At 50.3% G+C, this 24,830-nt stretch carries 19 protein-coding genes; 16 read left to right on the top strand and 3 right to left on the bottom strand.

Going from position 1 to position 24,830, the window contains the following annotated elements; translation table 11 throughout:
* Positions 1-102: 102 nt before the first annotated feature.
* Both ACFQ2I_RS23170 and ACFQ2I_RS23165 read right to left on the bottom strand, forming a co-directional pair.
* A complete protein-coding gene (locus ACFQ2I_RS23170) occupies positions 103-660 on the bottom strand; it encodes an amidohydrolase family protein (protein ID WP_377568670.1) in 558 nt (185 codons plus the stop codon).
* 47 nt (positions 661-707) lie between these two features.
* Positions 708-1,940 (bottom strand): amidohydrolase, encoded by a 1,233-nt coding sequence (locus tag ACFQ2I_RS23165; RefSeq protein WP_377568687.1) that lies wholly within the window; start codon positions 1,938-1,940, stop codon positions 708-710.
* A 327-nt stretch (positions 1,941-2,267) separates the two neighbouring features.
* Between ACFQ2I_RS23165 and ACFQ2I_RS23160 the strand changes: the two genes are divergently transcribed.
* From ACFQ2I_RS23160 to ACFQ2I_RS23145, 4 genes are read left to right on the top strand one after another with little or no spacing between them, the layout of a single operon-like run.
* Positions 2,268-3,047 (top strand): sulfite exporter TauE/SafE family protein, encoded by a 780-nt coding sequence (locus ACFQ2I_RS23160; protein WP_377568667.1) that lies wholly within the window; start codon positions 2,268-2,270, stop codon positions 3,045-3,047.
* A gap of 15 nt (positions 3,048-3,062) precedes the next feature.
* Positions 3,063-3,635, top strand: a complete 573-nt coding sequence (locus ACFQ2I_RS23155; protein ID WP_377568664.1) for a sulfurtransferase TusA family protein — start codon at positions 3,063-3,065, stop codon at positions 3,633-3,635.
* 26 nt (positions 3,636-3,661) lie between these two features.
* On the top strand, positions 3,662-4,057 hold the full coding sequence (locus ACFQ2I_RS23150) for a DsrE/DsrF/DrsH-like family protein (protein WP_377568661.1): 396 nt from the start codon (positions 3,662-3,664) through the stop codon (positions 4,055-4,057).
* Positions 4,058-4,082: 25 nt separating this feature from the next.
* Positions 4,083-5,228, top strand: coding sequence for an MBL fold metallo-hydrolase (locus ACFQ2I_RS23145; RefSeq protein ID WP_377568658.1), 1,146 nt, complete (start codon positions 4,083-4,085; stop codon positions 5,226-5,228).
* Positions 5,229-5,326: 98 nt separating this feature from the next.
* Here ACFQ2I_RS23145 and ACFQ2I_RS23140 read toward each other — a convergent pair whose 3' ends face one another.
* Positions 5,327-6,202: a hypothetical protein gene (locus tag ACFQ2I_RS23140; RefSeq protein WP_377568655.1), complete on the bottom strand. Its 876-nt coding sequence runs from the start codon at positions 6,200-6,202 to the stop codon at positions 5,327-5,329.
* A gap of 193 nt (positions 6,203-6,395) precedes the next feature.
* On the opposite strand from ACFQ2I_RS23140, the gene ACFQ2I_RS23135 reads away from it, so the two are divergent.
* From ACFQ2I_RS23135 to ACFQ2I_RS23080, 12 genes are all read left to right on the top strand, one after another.
* Positions 6,396-7,220 carry an SDR family NAD(P)-dependent oxidoreductase gene (locus ACFQ2I_RS23135; RefSeq protein ID WP_377568653.1) on the top strand — a complete coding sequence of 275 codons (825 nt, stop codon included), beginning with the start codon at positions 6,396-6,398 and terminating at the stop codon, positions 7,218-7,220.
* A complete protein-coding gene (locus ACFQ2I_RS23130) occupies positions 7,210-8,400 on the top strand; it encodes a mandelate racemase/muconate lactonizing enzyme family protein (RefSeq protein WP_377568650.1) in 1,191 nt (396 codons plus the stop codon). Before ACFQ2I_RS23135 ends, ACFQ2I_RS23130 begins: the two co-directional genes overlap by 11 nt.
* A 3-nt stretch (positions 8,401-8,403) precedes the next feature.
* Positions 8,404-9,333: a dihydrodipicolinate synthase family protein gene (locus ACFQ2I_RS23125; protein WP_377568648.1), complete on the top strand. Its 930-nt coding sequence runs from the start codon at positions 8,404-8,406 to the stop codon at positions 9,331-9,333.
* The gene (locus ACFQ2I_RS23120) at positions 9,323-10,162 is read left to right on the top strand and encodes an amidohydrolase family protein (RefSeq protein ID WP_377568646.1); all 840 of its coding nucleotides are present in this window, start codon (positions 9,323-9,325) and stop codon (positions 10,160-10,162) included. The genes ACFQ2I_RS23125 and ACFQ2I_RS23120 overlap by 11 nt, the downstream gene beginning before the upstream one ends.
* A complete protein-coding gene (locus tag ACFQ2I_RS23115) occupies positions 10,155-11,132 on the top strand; it encodes an aldo/keto reductase (RefSeq protein ID WP_377568643.1) in 978 nt (325 codons plus the stop codon). Before ACFQ2I_RS23120 ends, ACFQ2I_RS23115 begins: the two co-directional genes overlap by 8 nt.
* Positions 11,125-13,134 (top strand): hypothetical protein, encoded by a 2,010-nt coding sequence (locus ACFQ2I_RS23110; RefSeq protein WP_377568641.1) that lies wholly within the window; start codon positions 11,125-11,127, stop codon positions 13,132-13,134. The genes ACFQ2I_RS23115 and ACFQ2I_RS23110 overlap by 8 nt, the downstream gene beginning before the upstream one ends.
* 106 nt (positions 13,135-13,240) lie before the next feature.
* Entirely contained in the window at positions 13,241-14,194 is a 954-nt protein-coding gene (locus ACFQ2I_RS23105; protein WP_377568638.1) for an ABC transporter permease, read from the top strand.
* A gap of 58 nt (positions 14,195-14,252) precedes the next feature.
* On the top strand, positions 14,253-15,131 hold the full coding sequence (locus ACFQ2I_RS23100; RefSeq protein ID WP_377568635.1) for a carbohydrate ABC transporter permease: 879 nt from the start codon (positions 14,253-14,255) through the stop codon (positions 15,129-15,131).
* A gap of 29 nt (positions 15,132-15,160) precedes the next feature.
* On the top strand, positions 15,161-16,801 hold the full coding sequence (locus tag ACFQ2I_RS23095; protein ID WP_377568632.1) for an extracellular solute-binding protein: 1,641 nt from the start codon (positions 15,161-15,163) through the stop codon (positions 16,799-16,801).
* Positions 16,802-16,898: 97 nt separating this feature from the next.
* Entirely contained in the window at positions 16,899-18,668 is a 1,770-nt protein-coding gene (locus tag ACFQ2I_RS23090; RefSeq protein ID WP_377568629.1) for a cache domain-containing sensor histidine kinase, read from the top strand.
* Positions 18,634-20,250 (top strand): response regulator, encoded by a 1,617-nt coding sequence (locus ACFQ2I_RS23085; RefSeq protein WP_377568626.1) that lies wholly within the window; start codon positions 18,634-18,636, stop codon positions 20,248-20,250. The genes ACFQ2I_RS23090 and ACFQ2I_RS23085 overlap by 35 nt, the downstream gene beginning before the upstream one ends.
* A gap of 110 nt (positions 20,251-20,360) precedes the next feature.
* Entirely contained in the window at positions 20,361-24,827 is a 4,467-nt protein-coding gene (locus ACFQ2I_RS23080) for a golvesin C-terminal-like domain-containing protein (RefSeq protein ID WP_377568623.1), read from the top strand.
* Positions 24,828-24,830: the final 3 nt, after the last annotated feature.

The following is a 24,830-nucleotide window of genomic DNA, read 5'->3' as shown; positions in this document are numbered from 1 at the left end:
GGTGATGTTATTGTGCGAATCCCGTCACAAATGGAAGGTGATGCTGATGTGCGTATCGCTGTTGCTCAGAAGCGAATCGGTGTTGTCCTAACAGCGAAATAATCACCTCATTGCTTGTCTGATCAAACCAACGGACTTGGAACGAAGGAGCCCATGTTGCGGAAACGCAACGACTTCATGGGAGATTGTGCCTGAGAACGTCTCCAGCGCCCGCATCGTCGCTTCCAGGTTTTTCAGCCCAATGACAGGATCGACGTTGCAGTGCGTTCGAATATGCGTTGAACCGAAGCCGATCAGCAGGTCGAGCATCATTTCAGCTCTTTCTTGGGCGGTAGGCAGCAGCTTTGGCAGCAATTCTTGCTCTTCTGCGATACGTCCCAGCACGCCCGGTACTTCCCGCACAGCTTTCCAGGGACCGCCGTAATATGTTTTATCGATATGAATGTGCATTTCTTTGAACGATGGCAACATAAGAAGCCCGCGGACATCCTGGACTTGGACATCATCTGTCTGCGGTGGAGCGCCGGTCACCATTTTTGCGAATTTGCCATCCTCGATCAGGATATGGCATCGTTCCGTTTCCGTGCCTGTCACGATGTTGTTTTCGCGGCGAAATCCGCTTTCTGTGCATACATTAGTCAGCCAACAGGATAAGCTCATTTTGCACCTTCCTTTCTTCTTCTTGGGTTCCAAGTATAAAGCGGTGACTAATGTTCCATTTCTGAGGTCAAGCTTCCCGCGACTAGCTTGCCCTTATACATCACCGCTGGACGCTTCGCTCTTCTGGCGACCACTTCGGCCGAGCAGCTCGCTTCGGCGAAGACGATGCTGGCGTCGTCTCCCACTTTCGGCCACATACGCTGACCGTTCCGATCGAGTGGCGTCACGCCGCCTGTGATGAAACCAAGAGTCTGTGCCAATGAAGCTTCATCAAACCAGCGATACTTTCCCGCAAGCCGCCATGCTTTTTCCAAAACATCGCCGGACCCGAACGGAGCCCAGCAATCATAAAACCCATCGCAGCCAAGCGCAACCTGAACGCCCTTCTCTTGAAGCAGCGGAATGGGAGGGCTCCCGTTCGGAACGGTGGACATAATGGAAATTCCCAGCTCAACAAAGCGATCGGCTAATTCTTCGTTGCGCGTGTGCGGCAAATCGTACATGGCAAAAGCATGACTGACCGAAACCCTTCCTTGCCAGCCCGCCACCGATGTCATGTCGGCCAATTTCATCATCGTGTACCAACCAAGATGGCCGCCGTCATGCAGATGCATATCGACGTCCGCATCCGTTTCTACGGCAATGTTCATCATTTCCTGCAGCGAAGCTTCGATCCGCTTGTCGATGCCTCCGGGATCAAGCCCGCCGACCATCGTAGCCCCTTCGCGCATCGCCTGTCTCATTAACCCGGGTACTTGCTCGCGTAGCAAGCCGTGCTGGGGAAAAGCGACAATATCGTATGTAAGCTTATCTTGAAACGCTTCTAGCGCATGGCGCACGGCCTCCAGATTTTTAAGCCCGATATAGGGATCGACGTTGACATGCGTTCGGACATGATTTACTCCCGAATCGACGAACAGATCAAGCAGCAATTTAGCCCGTTTTTCCCTCTCCGGAAGCAGTGACGTCAGTTCTTGAGCTTCGATCTCCAGTCTTTCGGTCAATTTGTTGACGGGCACTGCCGATTTCCATGGGCCTCCCAGATAGGTCTTGTCCAAATGGTTGTGCATCTCACGGAATGGAGGAAGCGCCAGCAATCCATGTGCATCAAGCCTGGGTAGAGTATGGTCAACCGTTGTTGAGGCAGGTTCGATCCGGACGATACGGCCATCTTCTATAAGAAGGTGGCAGGTTTCACAATCGGTACCCACTACGAATCCGTTTTCATAACGATACGAGCTTTCCAGACGGACGTTCGTCAACCAACACGTACGGGATATCATATAGGGCAAACCTCCTTATTATCATACTGTCGTTGCCTATGAAGAAACATGCAGACAAGCTTGACTGCACCTTTATTCTATGACCGTATTATCGTTGTTGTCAAAGATCTTAAGCAGGGTTGACTTACGGGATGATTTTAGCTATATTATCAATATACTTTATACGGGTATGGGTATTGAAAGGGTGTGGGTGGTGAATGCGAACGATGAAGGAAGTATGCTATCCTTTTTTTTTGCCCTCCTAAATACCCCATAGGGTATTTAGTTTATGGTGAATAGGAGCAAAATAACGAGTGTTAAAAAATCCATTGAAAGGAGCCTGCTATGGATATTGCATGGATTTTAACTTTATTCGGAATTGGGTTTGTTGGTTCGTTGATCTCAGGAATGGTGGGGATAGGGGGCTCCATCATCAAGTATCCAATGCTCCTGTATATTCCTCCAGCGCTTGGATTCATCGCTTTTTCTGCCCAAGAAGTTTCAGCAATCAGCGCTGTGCAAGTTTTCTTCGCTACATTAGCCGGAATGTTCGCTTTTCGTAAAGGTGGGTACATTAATAAAGCTCTGGTTGTCTCGATGGGTATCGCGATTGTCATCGGTAGTTTTATTGGTGGCTACGGTTCAAAATATTTGCCGAACGATGCGATCAATTTGACTTATGCGATACTCGCTCTCATTGCAGAAGTGATGATGTTTCTACCCAAAAAAGGAGACGAGGCTGCTGATTTTACAAAGCTTCAATTTAATAAACCGCTCGCGGCAATCGTGGCTACGATTATCGGTGTTCTATCAGGGATTGTAGGTGCCGCTGGTGCGTTTATTACGGTTCCCGTGATGTTGGTTATTTTAAAAATTCCAACACGTGTTGCGATTGCATCATCATTAGCAATTACGTTCATCTCATCAATTGGCTCAACGGCAGGGAAACTCATGGGTGGACATATGTTGCTAATCCCATCGATTGTCATGGTTGTTGCCAGTACAATTGCTTCTCCAATCGGAGCCAAGATCAGTAAGAAATTAAACACAAAAGTTCTTCAATGGATTTTAGCTGCATTGATTATCGGTACTGTTATTAAAATATGGATGGATATCCTAATTTAAAGGAGGAATTATGAAATGACAACTATGCAAGTGGATCGAACTTTGGAATGCGAAGGCTTGGCTTGTCCTTTGCCGGTAGTTCGCACCAAAAAAGCAATCGAGGAGCTAAATACTGGTGAAGTATTAGAAGTGCGAGCGACGGATAAAGGTTCTGTTGCTGACCTGCAAAGTTGGGCGAAGCGCACAGGACATCAATATATTGGCATGAATGAACAGGAGGGAGTGTTCCGCCATTACATCCGGAAATCGAATCCATTAGAGACCAGGGAAGAAACCAAACATCCGCATACGATTACCAACGAAGATATTCAAAGAAAACTTTCCGCTGGGGAAAAGTTAAACATTATTGATGTACGGGAACCGGCTGAATATGCATTTGGACGAATTCCGGGGGCCAGGTCTATACCATTAAATGAGCTTGAAAACCATGTTCCTGATCTCGATCCGAACGAGATGTATACATTGGTTTGCCGTACAGGACACCGCAGCGATACAGCTTGCCAGACTTTAACAGAGAAGGGCTTTAAAAACGTGAAGAACGCTGTCCAAGGCATGAGCGAATGGACAGGTGAAGTGGAAAAAGACTAATTAATAAAAAATTGGAGGATTGAAAAATGGGATATAAACTCGCGATTATTGCAAGCAACGGTGGATTATTCGACGCATATAAAGTGTTTAACATTGCAACGGCAGCTGCCGCAACGGATGCAGAAGTATCGATCTTCTTCACGTTTGAGGGTCTGAATCTGATTCATAAGCAAATGTATCAGCAGCTTTCCATGCCTGCAGGTAAAGAACACTTCGCAGAAGGCTTTAAAGCGGCAAATGTTCCTTCGATTCCCGAACTTGTTGCTATGGCGCAAGAAATGGGTGTGAAAATCATTGCTTGTCAGATGACGATGGATGTCATGAGTTTAAAGAAGGAAGATTTCATCGATGGTATTGATGTTGGCGGTGCAGTAACTTTCCTTGACTTTGCGCAAGATGCAAATGTGACATTAACCTTTTAATATGATGAATGGAGAGGATTAAACAATGACGACTGCAACTATTCAAAAAATGACAGCAAAAGAAGTGACCAATAAGATTCTGAATAATGAGGATTTGTTCATACTTGATGTGCGCAACGAATCTGATTTTAACGATTGGAAAATCGAAGGTCAAAGTGTACATGTCATTAATATTCCCTACTTTGATTTATTGGATGACGTGAACCCGGCATTGGAGCAAATTCCGGAAGACACAGCAGTGTTGGTCGTCTGTGCAAAAGAAGGCTCATCAAAAATGGTCGCTGAACAACTCGCTGAATCAGGAAAAAGTAATGTATATTACCTTGAAAATGGCATGAAATCTTGGAGTGAGTATTTGGAGCCTGTGAAGGTGGCTAATCTGTCAAGCGGCGGCGAGTTGTACCAATTTGTACGTATTGGAAAAGGTTGCCTGTCCTATATGGTGCTATCCAATGGAGAAGCTGCCATTATAGATTCCAATCGGATGATCGATCAATATGAAGCTTTTATGAAGGAAAAAGGTGTAAAACTTACTCATACCATCGATACACATCTACATGCGGATCATATCTCCGGAGGGAGAGCGTTAGCTCAAAAATACGGAGCGAAGTACCATCTTCCGCCGAAAGATGCAACTGAAGTGACATTTGAATACGAAAAATTGGAAGAAGGCAAAGATATACTTGTAGGCAATGAAGCAATTGTTGTACATCCCATTTATTCACCGGGACATACGATTGGTTCGACATCGTTCCTCATTGATAATAAGTACCTGTTAACGGGAGATATTCTCTTTGTGGAATCGATTGGTCGACCGGATTTGGCCGGTCTTGCTGAAGATTGGGTTAGTGATCTTCGTGAAACGCTCTACAGCCGTTATAAAAACCTATCGGAGAATTTAATTGTACTTCCGGCCCACTTTGGCAAGATTACTGAACTAGGCAAGGGAGGACTTGTATCCGGTCGTCTAGGCGATCTGTACAGGGAAAATCCCGGACTCAACATTCATAGTGAAGATGAATTCCGTAAAACCGTTACAGAAAATTTGCCTCCGCAACCAAATGCGTACCAAGAAATTCGTCAAACCAATATGGGTAAAATGAATCCCAATGAAGAAGAGCAGCGAGAGATGGAAATTGGTCCGAACCGCTGTGCTGTTCATGATAAATAAGTTCCGGATTAAAAAAGCATAAGCAAACGAGAAGGAGTATGACAAAGATCATATGTCATTCTCCTTCTAAAATTAAGACATTTATGGAGACACCTCATTCAGTTTAAGGTATGTAGCTCAATCGACCACGTTGTGACCAGCTCTTCACCCGGATTCATGAACCGGATAGAATGATTGGCAACCGCGCCGGCAATTCCGTCATGGCCATTGGCCGTGCATGGAATCAGGGCGCTCACATATGGCGTTCCGGTCTCGTCGTGATCATGCCACACCCATACATAGTTCAGAAGCTCTTTGTCGAAACGTATACGAATACTTCTTGGAAGCCCGGAATTTCGCACTTCGATCATCCCCTCTTCCTCTACAGAATAGAATTCCAGTTTCTTCATCCTCTGTTGACGAGCGGGAAGCACCGCCACTGTTTTTCCCCCGATTATACAGCGCGTATTCTCATCCAGCAAAGGAGAAGAGTGATAGGGGTGGATGCCGTAAATATAAGGAATGGCGCCGGCAGCTTGATTCTGATGATCATAATAGAGCCGGTCGGTGAACGTAAGGCGAGTTCCTTCTTCCGCCAGATGAACCGTCCGTTCAATGCCGAGCGGCACATGCCTGGAGCTGGCCTTTAGCTCCAGCGTGCAGCCGTCAATTTCATAGTCCCAGGCAGCTTTGCGCAGGTCGCCATGATAGTCGTAATAGCGATTTTCATAGGTCTGATCGATGCCGGCGTTCGGGAACATCGTATAGCAGCCGCCGAAGAAATAATCGCCGAGCGGGGCAGCAACGCCTTGCTCTGCATCTTGGATGTATCGTTCGATCTCTTTCTGATACACATGCAGATAATCTAAAGCCCCTCGCTTGTCGCGGTACCGTATGATCTCGCTCCCTTTGCCCGGCAGCATGACAACCTCGATCTCTTCATTTTCCAGGACAACCGCTTTCAGCTTTCCCCAAATTTCTATTTCGCGAATCATATGGATGCCTCCTGCGCTTTTCACCGACTGTACCACTGCATTTCTTCCAGCGTCAATCCTCTATCATCGGCTTTAAGTCCGAATCTAAAAATATTAATACAAGATCATTAAATATTAAAAATATGGACTCAACATGGCGCTTATGATTAGCAGTATCTTCAGAAATTTGTCGGAAGGGAGCTGAGCTGCTTTCATGCTGCTGAAGGGAAGAAAAGCGGTCATTACTGGGGCAGCCGGACGGATAGGCTCGGCTATCGCCAGGCGATTCGCGGAAGAAGGCTGCTCGATGATGTTGCTGGATCTCAATCGGCAAGGGCTTGAAGCTTTAGCCCAACATCTCAAGGAGTATGGAGACTCGATTGCGTTCATGCCATTGGACGTATCGAATGAAGCGGAAGTAAAGCTTGCTTTTGCCGGAATGGATCGCATGGACATATTGGTGAACAACGCGGGCTATACGCGATTGGATTCCATCGAGCTGGGCTCGCTGGAACGATGGAATGAGGTGATGAGCCTGAACTTGACGTCGGTCTTCCTCTGCTGCAAATACGCAATGCCGCTGCTCAGACATTCCAAGACGCCCGCTATCGTGAATATGTCATCTGTCAACGCGTTCCGTGTGAATCCCGGATTGCCTGCCTATTCGGCAGCCAAGAGCGGCATCATCGCCTTAACGCAACAGCTGGCTATAGAGGGTGCGGCCAATCGCATTCGCGCGAACTGTATTTCTCCCGGAGGAACGATAAGCGCATCGGATCAGAACGAACGCGCGGAGGAGCCGGACTTCGCAATCGAAGTTGACTGCTATCCGCTAGGCCGTCTCGGGTATCCGGAGGATGTAGCCAATGCGGCCTTGTTTCTTTCCTCCGATTTATCCTCTTTCGTGAACGGCATCAACCTGATCGTCGACGGCGGAATGTCGTTGCAAGCGCCAAGCGCTTTGGTTCGTGCGGATTTGCGGCAACGCTGGAAGCAAGGGAAATATATGTTGGAGAGCAGGTGCGATCATGATCATTAACCGTGTCGAAGTGTACATTGTCAAGATCCCGCCAGAACAACCGGTTGACGCAAGCAGCAGGCGTTTTATCACCAAGGATTATTTCGTGAATGAAGGCGTGCGCTCCTGTGTCTATTCCACTCATTCGGAGACGGTATTCGTCAAGCTTACAACGGATGATGGCCTGATCGGATGGGGGGAGATATTGGCGCCTACTCATCCGGAAGTGGCCGCAACGATTATCAGATCCCTTCTTGCACCGCTGGTGCTTGGCGAGAATCCGCTGCAGAACCAATATTTGTGGGACAAAATGCTGGATACATGCCGCGAAAGGGGCTATAACGGAGGCTACCTGGTTGATGCGATGGCCGGGCTTGATATTGCGTTCTGGGATTTGAAAGGGAAGGCTCTCATGCAGCCGGTATATATGCTGTTAGGCGGTAAATATCGGGATAAGCTGCGCTGCTATTGCTCCAGTGTGCCGGGAAAAGATGTGCAAGAGCGAATGGAAAGCGTAGCCCGCATAAAAGAAGCGGGATTTGACGCTGTCAAAATTCATACGCTCGGCGGCAAAGGGAGCAGCAAGGAGCTGAAGCTGCTTGAAGCGATTCGGGCGGCTTATGACGCCGATCAATTGGATGTGATGTGCGACGCGCACGGGAAGCTGACTCATCAGGAAGCGTACATGCTGGGCAGAAGGTTAGGCGAGATGGACGCACTGTTCTTCGAAGCGCCTCTCATGTTCGAGGATATCGACGGTCACCGGAAGCTTGCCGAAGCGATTGATACGCCGATTGCTCTAGGCGAGCCGCTTCGTACGATGTATACCTTCAAAGAATGGATAGCTCGCGGCGCGGCAGAGGTAGTTCAACCTGATGTCGGGAGGAACGGCATTACGGAAATGATGAGAATCGCTCACTTGGCTGAAGCTTCGCATATTTCGCTGGCTCCGCATCTGAGCACGCATCAGGCTGTCGGGCATGCGGCTTCCATACATGTATCCGCGGCGCTTTCGAATTTTCTCATCTATGAATACCAGCCTGTAGCGCTAGGAGCAAGCGCTTCGTATTCGCACGCATCCTTTAAGCTGGAGAGAGGGCGTCTGCATGTGCCCAATGAGCCGGGGCTGGGCATAGAGATCGATGAGCAAGCGCTGCGCAAGCATGTGACGGAGTATTTCACAGTCAAGGGAGATGATTAAGGGATGACTAGTTCTGCACTGAAAGGGGTATATCCCATTCTCGCAACGCCGTTTACTTCGACTGGAGAGGTGGATGAACAAAGCTTGCGGGAACTGGTCCGCTTCCAATTGCAAGCAAAAGTGAACGGGATAGCGCTGTTCGGCAACGCCAGTGAAATGTATACGCTGCTGGATAAGGAACGGGAGCTGATTGCAGATATTGTGAAGGACGAGGTCAAGGGTGCGGTTCCTCTTGTATTTGGCAGCGGGCATACCGGCCTTGAAGGCGCGGTGCATCTAAGCCGGTGGGCTCAGAGCGCGGGAGCGGACGCATTGATGGTGCTTCCACCGTATATGGTGAAGCCGGACAGTGAGCGAATGGAAGAGTACTTTGGTGCCATCGCGAAGGCCGTGGACATTCCGATTATGCTGCAAGACGCTCCGATTGCAAGCGGGATAAGCATTCCTGTATCTATGATGATCAAGCTGTCCAAGAGCTATGACAATATTACGCATGTCAAAGTAGAGGCGCCTCCAACGACGGTCAAGATTACGCAGGTCATGGAGCAGTCGGAGGGGCGATTAAGCGTTTTTGGCGGGCTAAACGGCATTTATTATTACGAGGAACTGTGCAGAGGAGCGACGGGCACAATGCCGGCATGCGAATTCCCGGATATTTGTGTACGCATTTATGAATTATTTTGCGAGGGCAGACGAGACGAAGCAAGGGAACTATTCTACAGCTATCTGCCCTTTATCCGAATCGGGACGATTGCCGGTTATGCGACGGCCGTTCACAAAGAAGTGCTGCTTGCGGGCGGCGTCATCAAATCCGCTTATGTCAGAAATCCCAATGCCCCGGTTGATGCCATCTTGCGCAAGGAAATCTTCGATTCGTTGAGGGGGCTGAGTCCGTTAGTATTGAACAGGAAGGCGGGCAGCCATGAGAATTGACGCGCATATCCACCTGTATGATCCTTCAGCAGGGAATTTCGAGTGGCCGACTCCGGATACGCCGCTATACCGCAAAGTAACGCCCGCCGATTTTGTACAGACAGCAGCTTCAGCAGGCATTACGCAGGCGGTTGTCGTTGCCTGTACGACCCAGCCGGAGCAGACGAAGCTTATTCTGCAGACGATGCATGAAGATCCTGCCGTTGCGGCGGTTATCGGGTTCATCGATGCCGATTCACCGGATTTCAAGGCGTGTTACGATGAATTCTGCCGCTATGCCAAGTTCCGCGGATTTCGTTTTTTATGCGATAAGGAGCCGACTGCACAGACGAAGAGCAATGCGGCTTATGTTGCCGGGAAGCCTGCCAATGTGCTGGAATTTCTCGGAGAGTTCACCGGGATGGCCAAGTTTCGGGGACTCATTGAGGACAATCCGGATGTAACATTCATCATCGAGCATTTCGCCAGAATGCAGACGGATGCTCGAACTTTAACGCGCGAGTACAGGCAGTTTATCGATGATATGGCGGCTCACGGGAATGTATATATGAAGCTGTCGGCGTTGATCCCTCTAGCGGGAGCTGATCCGGCGCCAACGGATGCAGCATGCTACGAGACGCTGCTGGAGACGGTGTTCCATGCGTTCGGCGAGGATCGCTGCCTGTTCGGCTCGGATTGGCCACTGCTGGAGTTGAAGGGCGATTACGAGGATGCGGTTGAAATCACCGAGACATTCCTAAGGGCCCAATCCAATGCCGCATTGGAGAAAGTTATGTATCTCAATGCTCTGAATGTTTATCGTGTGCAGAGGAGGGGAGCAAATGAATAAAGGTTCGATGAATGCCTATGTGCTGCCGGGGACGGAGTTGACGGTATCCGGTATTGCCATTGGGGCTTCCTCTTTCGGAAGCGAAGTGGATATGGAGGGTTCATTCAGGCAACTGGACGAATATGTGGCGTATGGCGGCAATTTTCTGGACACGGCGCGCACCTATGGGCAACACTCGATCTCGGAGCGAACAATTGGCGACTGGATGTCTGTACGAGGCAACCGGAATGAGATTGTGTTGGCTACCAAGGGCGGTCAGGAGCTGGGACCGCCTTATGTCCGAACATTGCGTTATAAGCAATTGTCCCGGCAGATCGACGAAAGCTTGAACCACTTGCGAACCGATTATATCGATTTATATTACTTGCATGTGGATGATCGCAGCGTACCAGTCGAGGAGATCATAGACTTGCTGAATGACAAGGTGAAGGAAGGGAAGATTCGGTATGCGGGCTGCTCCAATTGGGGGGCTGACCGAACGGCTGAAGCGAATGCCTATGCTGCCCGCACAGGACAAGCGGGATTCGTCGTCAGCGAGATTGAATATAGTCTAGCCGCCGTCAATCATCCCAATGATCCCGGCACGAACAACATTTGGATGGACGGAGCCATGCGCGAGTTTCATCGTCGTACCGGGCTTTCCGTCTGCGCATATTCCTCCCAGGCGCGAGGTTTTTTCACTCAGCTTGCCGAGCTTGGTGAAGCGGGCATCATTAATTCTATGCATAAACAGTACTATTCGGCGCGCAATTTGATCATGCTGGAACGGCTGCAGAAGCTTTCTGCTGAATCGGGGTACTCTGTCCCCATGCTCGCCATTGCTTACATTTGTCATCAGAAGCGCGATTTCGTCACGATTCCAGTCATTAGCTGCCTGAATACAGAGCAACTGCAGGAGTGCTTGATGGCCGACTCCGTTGAACTGGATGCCGGTATGCTTGCTTACTTGGAGGAGGGGCGATATGAATAAGTCCATACGCGCCGATATACCGAAGATAAGCATGATGGAACCGGCAGCGACGATGCCGGAGTGGGCGATGCTGCAGCGGAGCCTGATGGCATTAATGAACGAATCTGTGCAACTGTTGCTGGACAATTACTTGACGCCGGAAGGCGAATACTTCTGGCCCGATATCGAGGACTTCCAGACGTATGCTTACAGCAATGTGGACAACGCATTCGAGAGCTTCCACAGCTGGCCGCTATTCTACTTGCTTGGCGGCAGCAGCCGGTTTCTGAGCCTGGCGCACAGACAGCATGATGTGCTCCTCAAGCAGTTCTCCAGATTGAAGAAGAAGGATTTGGGCATCGATGAGGCATACGCCGCCCGTACCGGGCGCGATACGCTGATCGTCAACGAATATTTGCCCGACATTGACTGGATGCATCAGGGCGAAGCGGCCCAGCTCTTCTATCTCCTCAACCTTGCCGATCCGGATCACGAATCGAACCGGGCCCGCTCTCTGAAGTTCGCGGCATTTTGCACGAATGAGGATGACAGCCTGCCGGAACCGAACTATGATCTCGTTAACCGCGTGTTTCGATCCAGTCTGATCGGGAGCAATGGCCCCGCTTTTTGTAAATTTGACAGGCCTTATGCTTACAGCAGCTGGATGGAGCCTTACGGGCTTGCGTTTCATGATGTGCCCGGTGTAGAGACGCCGCACGATTTGAAAGACCCGGATAAGGCGGCGCGATACGGAGAGGTGTACGGGCGACGCATGCGGAACGCGGATACGGTGACCAATCTGATGGCTACTTCCATGGTGTTGAATGCCTATCTGCACACGAGAGAGGAGAAATATCGGCGCTGGGTGCTGGACTATATTGAAGGCTGGCGCGAGCGATACGCCGTCTCAGGAGGTATCATGCCGGATAATGCGGGTCCCTCCGGCCTTGTAGGAGAGACGATGGACGGCAAATGGTATGGCGGGCATTACGGCTGGACCTTCCCGCACGGCTTTCCGTTTATCGGTGACGCTCTGAGCATTGCCGGAGAGAACGAGCGGATGCTGACAGGGAGCGAGGGGCGGCTCAATTGGGTGCGCGAACAGCTCAACATGCTGATCAGCCACGCTGTGAGGGATGCGGAGGGCCGCTTGTTGCTGCCGCAAAAGTACGGCGACTTCGGCTGGTTCGAGTTCAGAACGCAAAATCCGTCTCATGCCGCGCGCGTATACATGGATACGTTCTCTGACGCGGACAAGGAGCTGCTCTTCAAGCTGAGAGACGTCACAAACAACACATGGGAACGGATATCCGCGCAATTTGTCAACGGGAAGACGATGGGAGGGCAATATCATGCCTATATCCATTATTTGAATGGAGGTTATCCCGACTATCCGGCGTCTGCATTGCGCCACAGCATCAATCAGGTGTACAGCCAGCTGCGGAAGCTTCGCGAAGAGCTGCAAGGCGATGAACGTGAATGGGGGTACCCTCCGGACAATGAGGAGCAGTATGAGGAGCTTCGGGAAGTAACGGGGCAAATTAACCGGAAGTATAACAAGCAATTCAGCGAATCGACCGTTCACTCCTACTTCCAAACATTCCTGCTGTATCGCAGTACGGTCACGACCGAAGCGCTCGTCCATCTGACGATGGGAGGTCTGCCGCCGGTGTATAACGGCGGTCTGCTTCAAGTGTCAGTACGTTATTATGATGCGGATCGCGGACGCCCCGGGCTTCCCGACAGCGTCTCTGCGCTGGTCAGTTCCGTACAGCGGGAGGAGATAACGCTGACGTTGTGCAATCTCCATCCTTATGAATCACGCCGCCTGATCGCTCAGGCGGGCGCATTCGGCGAGCATCAATTCAAGAGCGTTCAATGGTTGCCAGAAGAGGAAGAACAACCAATGATGATAAACGGCCGCTGGTTCGAGGTGGAGCTTGGACCGGGCTGCACGGGCGAATTGCGTATCATGATGAACAGATGGACGAACCAGCCTTCCTACGCAACGCCTTTCCAATAAAACAACACATTTATAAAAATATTGAAAAATATTCGATAAAACAAAAAAATCAAAACGATGCCTTTCCGCTATGATGAAGGTAATCAACAAGAGAGGAGGGGAGCGGGTGGCACCGACTGCTGACAGGAAAGTAACATCAATAATCAAGCCGGGATTAGCGGCAAGGCTCATTCGAAACGTGCGCCGCTATAAGGTTTTGTATGTATTGCTGATGCCGGGGTTGCTATACTTTACTATTTTCAAGTATGTCCCCATGTTCGGATTGATTCTGGCTTTCAAAAAGTATAATGTCGTGCTTGGTTTTTGGGACAGCCCGTGGATTGGCTTCAACAACTTCAAGCATTTTGTGCAAGGTGTTTACTTCCGGGATATCATTGAAAATACGGTTCTTATTTCTTTATACAAGCTGTTGTTTGGCTTTTCTGCTCCGATTGTGCTGGCGTTGATGCTGAACGAGGTTGCCGCGCAATGGTTCAAGCGCACCATTCAGACAATTACGTATTTGCCTCACTTTCTGTCCTGGGTAATCGTGTACGGCTTGATGACGGCCTTGCTGGCGCCGGGAGAAGGTCTTGTCAATGTCATGATCAAGTCCTTCGGTTTCGAGAGCATTTCATTTCTAACCTCGCCAGAATGGGCGAGATTCCTGGTTGTGGCATCGGACATATGGAAGGGAGTCGGCTGGGGGGCCATCCTGTATTTAGCGGCATTGTCGGGGATTGACCCCAGTCTGTACGAAGCGGCCAGAATAGACGGCGCCTCGAAATGGAGGCAAATATGGCATGTGACGCTGCCGGGAATACGTGTTGTCATCATCGTCCTGCTGATCATTAATCTGAGTCACATTCTTGATGCGGGGTTTGACCAAATATTTATGATGGCCAATGTGTTCAACGCGGAGAAAATCGATATTATCGATACATGGGTATATCGGGAAGGCTTGCAGCGTTTGCAGATGGGAATCGCGACAGCCGTCGGATTTTTCAAGTCGGTTATCGGGCTTGTCCTTGTTCTGGGCGCCAATCGCTTGGCTAAGAGGTTCGACAGTCAAATCTGGTAAGTAGACGAAGCCGCATCAAGTATTCGCAGATTCCGACGATGGATCACAGGAGGTAAGGATGGAACATCTTACAGCAGGAGAAAGGGTCGCCAAGCACGTCAATATTTTGTTTCTGATCGTCATTGCTCTACTGTGTTTGTTTCCGTTTTATTATGTGGTTGTCATCTCTATATCTCCCGAATCGGAGGTCATTCGCAAAGGCATTATCTGGTTCCCAGAGAAGGTGGCATGGACGGCTTATGCGGAAATGATCAACGGCAAGCACGGGTTATTGCAGGCCTATCAAGTTACGCTTTTTCGAACCGTCATCGGCACGCTGCTCAACTTGCTGCTGACCTTTATGACGGCGTACCCGCTGTCCAAGCAAACATTGCCCGGCCGTTCGGGCTTCATTCTCTATATCGTATTCACCATGCTCTTTAACGGAGGCCTGATTCCGACTTATCTCGTCGTGCAAAGCATGGGGCTGCTGGATACGGTGTGGGCATTAATTATCCCTGGTCTGATCGGGACATTCTATGTCATTATTATGAAAAGCTTCTTCGAACAGCTTCCGACGGAAATTGGAGAATCCGCGATGATCGATGGCGCAGGAGAATGGCAGACGATGATCCGCATTGTTCTCCCGTTAACGATGCCGGTTATGGCGACTGTCGGCCTGTTCTATGCCGTGTATCACTGGAACAGCTATTTCGATGCTGTCATGTACTTGAATGACGTTAGCCTACATCCGCTTCAGGTGGTGTTGCGAAATATTTTGCTTAATGTACAAATGCAGAACACGGAAATATCGCAATTCAGCGATGGCAACAAAGTCAGCATGCATTCCGTGAAGATGGCGGCCGTCGTATTGACGACCGTACCTATACTGGTCGTGTATCCGTTTATCCAAAAGTATTTCACGAAGGGCGTCATGTTGGGATCGGTCAAAGGTTAAAGATGACATGGAAAAAGGAGCGGTCAAATATGAAAAAAACGAAGCTGAATAAAAATATGCTCATGATACTAATAAGCGTATTATTATTGCTTAGCGCATGCAGCAGCAACAACGTCAACCAATCGGACAGCAACAAAGAGACGCAATCGCCGGGAGCATCCGCTAACACAGGCTCCGACAAGCCGTCTGCGAGCGCAGACACGGACCCGTTCGCGGAGAAAATGACGCTTAACGTGTACCATGCCGGCAGCTGGGCGCCAGGAACGGCATTTCCTCCCAAGGAGGACGATGTCCAGAGGCAATTGCTTGAGAAGGCTGTCAACATCGATTTGCAGATGACGGTGCCGCAGCAAGGGGAAGACATGACGAAGCTGAATTCGTTGCTTGCGGCGGGCAATATACCCGATCTCATCTTCTTCAACGATCGTACGCAAGCTGTGAAGTATTATCAGGACGGCGTCATTGCAGAGCTGGATGGCTATATAGAGAAATTCGGGGCGTTGAAAAGCAGATTCACCGAGGACCAATGGAATGCGTTAACCTTTCAAGACAAGCTTATCGGCACACCGGGCTATGAAGCGGTGAGCGGCATTGTAGGCTGGTGGATACGGAAGGATTGGCTGGCAACGCTGGGCCTCGACATTCCGTCAACGACAGAAGAGCTATTCGACGTCATGAAAGCCTTTACATTCGACGATCCGGATCGCAACGGCAAGAATGATACTTACGGTATGGTTGTCGGTGTTCCCAAGGACGGCAACATATCGAGTCCGGCCGGCGCGGGTCTCGGTCTTAATGCGCTGATGTGGCTGTTCGGTGTAAATCCGCATAAAGTAGATATTTCGAAAGGTCAAATTATGAACCACAACACGGATCCAAAAATGAAGGAAGCCGTCACTTATATTAATCGAATGGTAACAGAGCAGGTGATTGATCCGGACTGGGTTACGATTTCCGAAGGCGCCAAAATCGTCGAAAAAATTCAAAAGGGCAGGCAGGGTATCGCTTTTGCGGATTGGAGAATGATGGACAACCCGACGCAGCTTTATGAGCTGAGCGGAGAAGAGGTGGAGTGGGTATCCATACCGCCGGTGAAGGGGCCGGACGGCAAGCAAATATTGGGCGAGAGCGCGTTCCAGGGCAATCTATGGGCCATATCGGCCCACGCGGCTGCCGACCCGGAGAAAGTGAAGCGAATTCTGGCATTGCTTGAATATTGGTACGCCGATGAAGAGGCTTACCCGTACTTCAGTTACGGTGACAAGGATGTATTCTGGAAGCTGGAGGGAGATACAGTCGTTCGGCTTATGCCTGAGCAGGCAACTGCCGATGACTATCGTTACAATAATCATTATAAGATGCCAAGACGCGCGGACGATCCGAAATATTATAATTTTAAAAATCCGGAAGTAACGGGCGCGGCGCATCAAACGAACATCTCCCACAGTATCTCGCCGAAGCCTAGCGTATATCTGGTTCCGGATGAATCGGATTCGCTCTATCAGGACCGCATGAAATATGTAAATGAAATGCTGCTTCGGTTCATCTACGGACGTGAACCGATTGCCAATTGGGATAGTTATATTCAAACATTGGAAGACACGTACAAGCTTGAAAGCTATGAGGAAAATATCGTGCAACAATTCAAAGAACAAGGTTTGATGCAATAAAGCAGACCGGCGGCAAGAATCCCTTCTTGCCGTCTTTTTCGCCGTTTGTTACCATAGCGTTAAAGTTGTCCATACCGCTGAACAGGGGAGTCGTCCTATGAAGAGACGTGCCGGCAGCATGACGTTCAAGTTGTTCCTAACCTGCCTTGTTTTCGTACTTTTATGCGTTGCTATTATCAGCCACTTGTCATCGCAATTCGTGCGGAACCACGTCGAGGAGCGGGATCAGGAATTTATCAATCAGATCTTGTTGAAGGTGAATGAATACTTGGCCTTGAATTTCGTGTCGATGCAATCCCTCTTATTTTCGGTAGATTCCTATTTGGATACAACGGATTTCGACGAAGATAAGCTGGGACAGTATCTCGATCAGCTTTACGGCGTGAATATTCAATATATTTCAAATATATATGTGATCAAAGAGGATTACAGCATCATTGGCGGACGCACGATTACACGGGTTATGAACGAGCCGCTTGCAGAGCTGGAGCCAGTCTATCGAATAGCAAGGCAGAGCGCCTTCAGAAGCACAATCAGCATGCCATACGATAATCGCTTCACAGGGAGAACCGTTACCTTGGCGCGGAAGTCCAAATATAATGACTCGCTAGTTGTCGCGGTAGACATTAATATTCGCGAATTGGAGACAAAGCTGTTGCAAATTCATGAAGAGGAGCAAATTCAACTGTATATTGCCGATTACGGCGGCAACATCGTGGCGAGCTCCAAGGATGACAGCGTTGCTGCCGGCATGGATCGCATTGGCGGCATGTCTATCGCGCAGCTCATAGAAGCCGACAAAACGGTCATGCGGTCTGAGAGCGGCAGTCGGACCGAGAGCCTGTTCGTAAAGCTTCATTCGCCTGTGTACAATTGGATGCTCGTTGCCGTAAGCGACGGTTCCAGGCTGTCTCGCATCTTGAACGACATTAATGGACATTTCATCAGGCTGATTCTGTTCGGGCTGTTATTGAGCTTGATAACGGCTATGACGATTACCCGGTATATCCGCAAGCCGGTATTCGAATTGGTTCATAAGATGAAGCAAGTGGAGCGGGGAAAACTAGAAGTTCGTTCAGGAAAAATCAGAAACGATGAATTCGGTTATTTGTCCCGTACATTCGATCGTATGCTGCGTCAAATCAATGATCTGTTTCAGAATGCGAAAGAACAAAAGGAGCTTCAGGCAAAGCTGGAAATGCAGGTGCTGCAAGCCCAGATCAATCCTCATTTCCTCTATAATACGTTAGGCGCGATCAGTCATGTGGTGCGATTAGGCAAATTGGACAAAGTGGATCCCGTCATTGCCTCCTTGATTTCCATACTGGAATACGGCATTAAGGATCCCTCTTACAAGATTTCATTGCAGGAAGAATTGAACAATGTAAGAGACTATATCACGATTCAGAATATCCGATATGATCGCGACTTTAAGTTGGTTGAAGCGATCGATCCCGAGCTTCAGGCGTTCAAGGTGTTTCGAATGTTTCTCCAGCCCATCGTGGAAAATAGCATTTTTCATGGCTACAGGGGCGGACGGGAAGAGGGGGCCATTCATATTGAGGTGTACAGAGGGGACAATAGGGTCGTCGTCGATGTGATCGATCATGGCATTGGCATTGACGAGGAGAAAATAGATCAATTGTTAATGCCCGGGCCGGAGGAGCGGGAGCGTGATTCGGAAGGAAGAGAGAGGATCGGTCTTGCCAATATACATGGCCGAATTAAGCTTCATTACGGCTTGAATTACGGACTTCGCATATTGCGTGCGCCAGGGAAGGGGACCTGCGTCAGAGCGGAGTTTCCCATTCCCGATGAGGAGGGCGATAAGGGTGACGAACATCAGATGTCTGATTGTGGACGATGAAGCGGTCATGATTCAGCGTTTGACGCTTTTTTTCGATGGTTTAAGCGGGCGTAATGAGTGCCGCTTCGAGCTGATAGGCAGCGCTTACTCCGGCGATGAAGGGCTCCAGGAGGCAGCGAGACTGCGACCGGATATTGTCATTACGGATATCAAAATGCCGGGCATGGACGGCATCACCATGATTGAGCGCATGAAGGAAAGCATGCCCGATACCGAGTTTATTATTTTAACGGCCTATCAGGATTTCAATTATGCCAAGCGGGCGATTCATATTCACGTTGCTGATTTTATTGTGAAGGTTCCATTGAATGAGGAAGTATTGCTGCAGGCGATGAATCATGCGACCGAGCGAATAATGACGTCCAAACGCGAGAAAGAGCGCTTGTTCAAGCTGAATATGTCAGTTATGAACAACAGGCATCGCGTGTTTAAACAGTTTTTTCTTGAACTGCTACGTGGAGAAATAAAGGTGGAACAAGCGGCGGACATCTCTCTCAGCTATGATTTGCGATTATTTCAGCACCATTATTGCTGTATGGTCATCGAACTGAACGGGTATTTCAGCTTTGTGAATCAATATCCGATATCGGATCAAAAAATATTGAAATACGGCATTTTGAATGTTATTGAAGAAACACTTCTGTCTTATGGCCCCGGCTTCGCTTGCGAGATGGAGCAAAACCGCTTTATCGCATTTGCCAGCTGGCCGCACTCGCCAAGCAAGAAGGAGAGTGAAGAGCAAAGCATGGAGCTTGCCCGGGCAATCATTCATCATATTCGAACGTATATGAAGCAATCGGCATCCCTTGGCATTAGCGGCCCGTTCAAGGGCTGGGATGGAATTATTGCTGCTTACAAGCAAGCGCTGGATGCCTGTGCCGAACATTACTACAACGGCGTGGAGACCATCGTTACGCCGATGAGAAGATTGCCGGCAGCGGGAGGCGATCCGCATGCTGTCCGTCAGCACATGCAGGAAAGCTTGCAGATGCTGTATCGGAATATGGAGAGCGCGGACGAAATCAAAGCGTCCTTGCTGCAGTTGAAGAAGATCACCGAAAGGGAAATGCTGCAGCGGGAAGCGATGACAAGTCTGCTGAAAGAGTTCATGCTGGCTGCAAGACACCGAATCTCTCAATGGAAGATTCAGCAGACGGAGGATGTCGCGGAGGGGGAGCTGCTTGGCTGCATGACATTATCCGAGCAGCTTGAATACGTCATCGGTTATATCGAGCAGCATCTCATATTGAGAGATAGCCCTGGAAGTCCGGCCATCTCGAAGGCATTGGAATATATCGACCGCAACTTAACGGAACGATTGACGCTTCAGATGATTGCCGCGCAGGCGAATCTGGCTCCGGCTTATTTCAGCAGCCTATTCAAGAAAGAGATGAAAGAAAGTCTGGTGGATTATATTAACCGCAAAAAAATAGAAAAAGCCGTCGAACTGCTGAAATGTGAAAACTATTCAAATTATGAGCTTTGCGAAGCGGTAGGGATTATGAACGAGTCTTATTTCTGCACGCTGTTCAAGCAAAAAACAGGCAGTACTCCCGGGAAGTTTCGCAAACAAACGACATAACCGATGCGACAATGTTGCAATATTAGAAACAATACGAAAAATTTTGAAAGAAATGATGAAATTTCCTCTTTATAATTAGCCATGAAAGCGAATTCATGGGAGGGGATTTCATGGACAAGAAAATGAGAACAAGCATCTCGATCGTACTCGCATTTCTGCTTATCGCACAGGCCATTTCGCTGAAAGCCCATGCGGAGCAAGGGATTGCGGAAGCGGCGACGATCATTATCGATTACGGAGCTTCGGCATACTCCGAAACAGGCGTATGGGCAGATTCGGGATTGCCTGGTCATGACGGGGCGCCGTCCCGTTATGCCTATACGGCAGGAGACACGGCGCGATGGACACCCGACTTGACAGAGGGGGTATACCGGGTGTCGGTCTATAAAATCGTAGACGCGGCAAGCGGCGATCCCGCCGCAGCAATCGAAGTGATTCATGCGGGAGGTACGGATTCGGTTACGATCGATCATACGATCGGCACTCCCGGCTGGCAGGAGCTAGGCACGTATTCATTCCTGGGAGGAACAGGCGGATATGTGGCGTATACACTCATAACGGACGGGCTGTATGGCCGGACGGATGCGGTGAAATTCGAAAGAATAAACATACCGATCATTGTCGATAACGGTGATCCCGGATACACGGAATTCGGCACATGGTCCGACAGCTCTCTGCCGGGCTATAACAACTCCGGCACGAGATATTCCGGAAGCCCGGACGCCTACGCGCAGTGGACACCGACTCTTGCGAATGCAGGAACGTACCGGGTAAGCATCTACAAGCCAGTTCACGCGAATAGCGACCCTGCGGCGCAAGTTGATGTCGTGGGCGCGTTCGGCACGACGACGTTCAACCTTGACTATACAAGCGAGCCTTCAGGTTGGGTTTCCCTTGGCGAACATTATTTTGCCGGCGGCAGTTCGGGATATGTGCGCAATACGTTGGCAAGCGCGGGAACAGCGGTGCGAGCGGACGCAGTCAAGTTCGAGCGGGTAGAAGCAGCGCCAACCGCGATGCTTGACGATTCGCTCAATCCGGACGAAGCGGCCGTGAATGCCCCCATTACAGTGAGCTTTTCTACCTATATGGACACCGGCACGTTAACCGCTCAGCATTTCGAGCTGAAGCGAGTTGACGACGAGAGCGCGGTCGAGCTTGCAGCCGAGGTGAAGGACGCCGGAAGGAAGGTTATGCTGCACCCTTACACTTCCTTGTCTTATGATACAGCCTACACGCTGACCATCGGTCCGGAAGTGAAGGATCTGGCGGGGACAAGCTTGACAGGCGTTACGGAATGGACGCTTCATACCGAGCAGCAGGATGTAACGCCGCCGTCAGTCTCGATCTCTGTTCCGTTAATGAATGTGCTGGAGACCGTCAGCTCGCCGTTGATTGTGTCGTTCAACGAACCGATGAATCTGGAGACATTGACTAGCGACAATATGATGCTGCAGGAGACAGCTACCGGCAATGCCGTCCCTTATGAAGGATCGGTCGGCAGCGACCATATGTCGTACAGGCTTCAACCTTCGGCTCATCTGAATTATGATACCGCATACAAGCTGACCATGAAGGCAGGCTTGACAGACAGAGCCGGCAATCCGCTGCCGGAGGCCATCTTCCATTTCACCACTGCTCCGGCAAGCAATGCCGTGAATGAGTTATATGTCTCGCCGAGTGGCGATGATGCGAATCCGGGAACATTGGCGGCTCCATTCGCCACGATCGACAGGGCCCGGCAAGAAGTGCGCCAATTGAACGGGAATATGCAGGACGATATAACCGTGCATATAGCGGACGGGACTTATCCCATCAGTGAGACATTGCAATTCGGAACGCCCGATTCGGGGTCGAATGGCTACGTTGTGACGTATAAGGCGGAAGAAGGAGCGGCGCCCGTCATTACCGGCGGCGTACCATTGACAGGATGGCAGCAGGCAGGCGCCGGACCGCTCTGGAAGGCGGATGCGGGCGACATGTCCTTCCGACAGCTCTATGTGAACGGCGAACGGGCGCAGCGCGCCGCATCTGCGGAGACCTATGACGCGATTCGCATGAATGACGAGGAGAACGGCTTCATCATCGACGATTCTGTTATCGGGCAGTGGGGGAACGCGGATTCCATTGAGTTCGTCTGGAATAAATCCTGGCGGCATCATCGCCTGATCGTTGACACCATTTCCGCTGGATCACAGCAAGGCGAATGGAATGTGATTTTCAAACAGCCTTACTTTGATTGGGCCAGAACGTCCGGCTTCCTTACATTCGGTCCTGACGCAACGGATTTCTACATCGAGAATGCACTCGAGCTTCTGGATACGCCGGGCGAATGGTATCTGGATGAGTCCAGCGGAGAAGTGTATTATTATCCCCTGCCGGATGAAGATATGTCAGCCGCGGAGGCGATAGCGCCGCAGCTTGAGACCTTGCTGGAATTTCGCGGGACGCTTGGTCAGCCTGTTCATCACCTTGCCTTTCACGGCTTGACATTCCGGCATGGCAGTTGGATGCGGCCGAGCGAACAAGGACTTTCTGCGATCCAGGGAGATATTATTGCCAGCGGAGTCAATCAGACCGGAGGCAGCCATCAGGGAGAAAAAGTGATCGGCAATGTCCTTGTTCACGCCGGGGAGAACATTACATTGGAACGCAATCGGTGGGAGCATATGGGGGCTGCAGGGCTTGTGCTCGAGAATGGCGCCACCGACAATCAGATTATCGGCAACATCTTCACGGATATCTCTGCTTCAGGGATCATTATCGGCGATATGAAAGATGCATATCCAGAAGATCCGAGACAAGTGAATAGCGGAAATAAAGTGGAAAATAACGTGATTTACGATATTGGTACGGAATACTGGAACAGTATCGGCATCTTCGCCCTGTACGTTGATCATACCGAAATTCTCCACAATGAGATGTACGACTTCCCTTACAGCGGAATCTCTCTCGGCTGGGGATGGGGGGCTCATCAGGAATCGGGAATTTTAAAAAACAACCGAGTAGAAGGGAATCATATTCATCATGGCATGTACGGGTTGAACGACGGAGGTGCGGTGTATTTACTCGGCAAACAGCCTGGAACGACCATCGCCCGCAATCTCGTTCACGATAATCACAACCTCTACGGCGGAATCTATTTGGATACCGGGTCTGAACAATTGACGGTGACCGAAAATATGACCTACAGCGTGCCGCTTGGCATCATCAGCCCGTATCTGCTTCATCACGACAGCGATCCGAATTTGGATCCTAACAATGCCTTTTCGAACAATTATTTTGGCGTGAGACCCGATGAAGCGGAATATCCTGCAGAGATTGCTGCCGAGGCGGGGCTTGAGCCGGCATATCACGACTTGCTGGTTGGATTGCCGGCACCTGAAGTGCCGTCTGTCACCATTCCAGACGATGATGAAATGTCGGTTATTGTTGCGATTGGCCAGTCCGGCTACACGGAGGAAGGCGAATGGGCAACGAGCGGTATTCTCGGCTATGACGAGCAAAGCTTGACGCGCTACTCGGTTTCACTGGACGCGAGTGTTACGTTCCGCCCGGAATTGCAGTCGGGAGTTTACCGTGTCTACTTGTATAAGCTGGTGCATCCAAGCAGCGATCCCAATGCGAAGGTTGAGGTGGTGAGCGCCGGCGGCACAACCGAATCGGCAGTCGATCAGACGACGGGAGAGGCAGGTTGGGTGGATCTCGGAGAGCATACCTTCAACGCAGGCACGGCCGGATATGTCAAGTTATCCCGAATGACTTCGCCTGAGGATAACAGCTTCGGATATTTGCGAGCAAGCGCGGTGAAATTTGAGAAAATATCGGATATCTCCCCTCCGACGGAGCCGGAACAGCCGACAAATCCGGAGCAGCCAACGGAGCCGGAACAACCGACATCGGAACAACCGACATCGGAACAGCCGGAGGCATCGGAGACAGAAGAGGACACCGATAACGGATCAGGGTTCGAAGCCGATTCCGAATCCGAGAGCTCTGGCGAGGATCATGCCATATGCGCCAGCCAAGCGGACGCTTGCGGCGGATGGGCGGAGCAGCATGTTGTCAAGCTGATGAAAGCCGGCTGGATGAAGGGGTTTCCCGACGGGACCGTCAAACCGGATAAGCGGATGACGCGAGCCGAAATGGCAACCTTACTGGTTAGAGCGCTTAACCTTTCACCGATGGAGGAGAGCCGATTCAGCGATGTGAATGATCATTGGGCGAAGGAGAGCATTGAAGCCGCAGCCGCTCATGACATCATGCATGGCGTTGCCGAGGACCAATTTCATCCGGATGAGATGCTGACCCGCGAGCAACTGGCTGTACTTGTCGTGCGCGCGTTCAAGTTGGTGAAGTACGCCGATGCACTCGACACGGCCACGGTCAGCTTCTTGGATAGCGATAACGTGTCCCCATGGGCAAGCGATGCCATTGCTTTGCTGTACAGGCTCGACATTGTGTCCGGTTATCCCGACGGCACCTTCAAGCCGAAGCGCGGAGCGTCGCGCGCAGAGGTTGCCTATCTATTGTCGAAGATCATAGAGCTGATACCTGGCGAGGAGAAGGGGACGTAGTGA

It is taken from the genome of Paenibacillus chungangensis (assembly GCF_042675905.1).
Classification (GTDB): domain Bacteria; phylum Bacillota; class Bacilli; order Paenibacillales; family Paenibacillaceae; genus Pristimantibacillus; species Pristimantibacillus chungangensis.
Note: the sequence above shows the minus strand (reverse complement) of the source record. Positions and strands in the feature narration are given on the sequence as shown.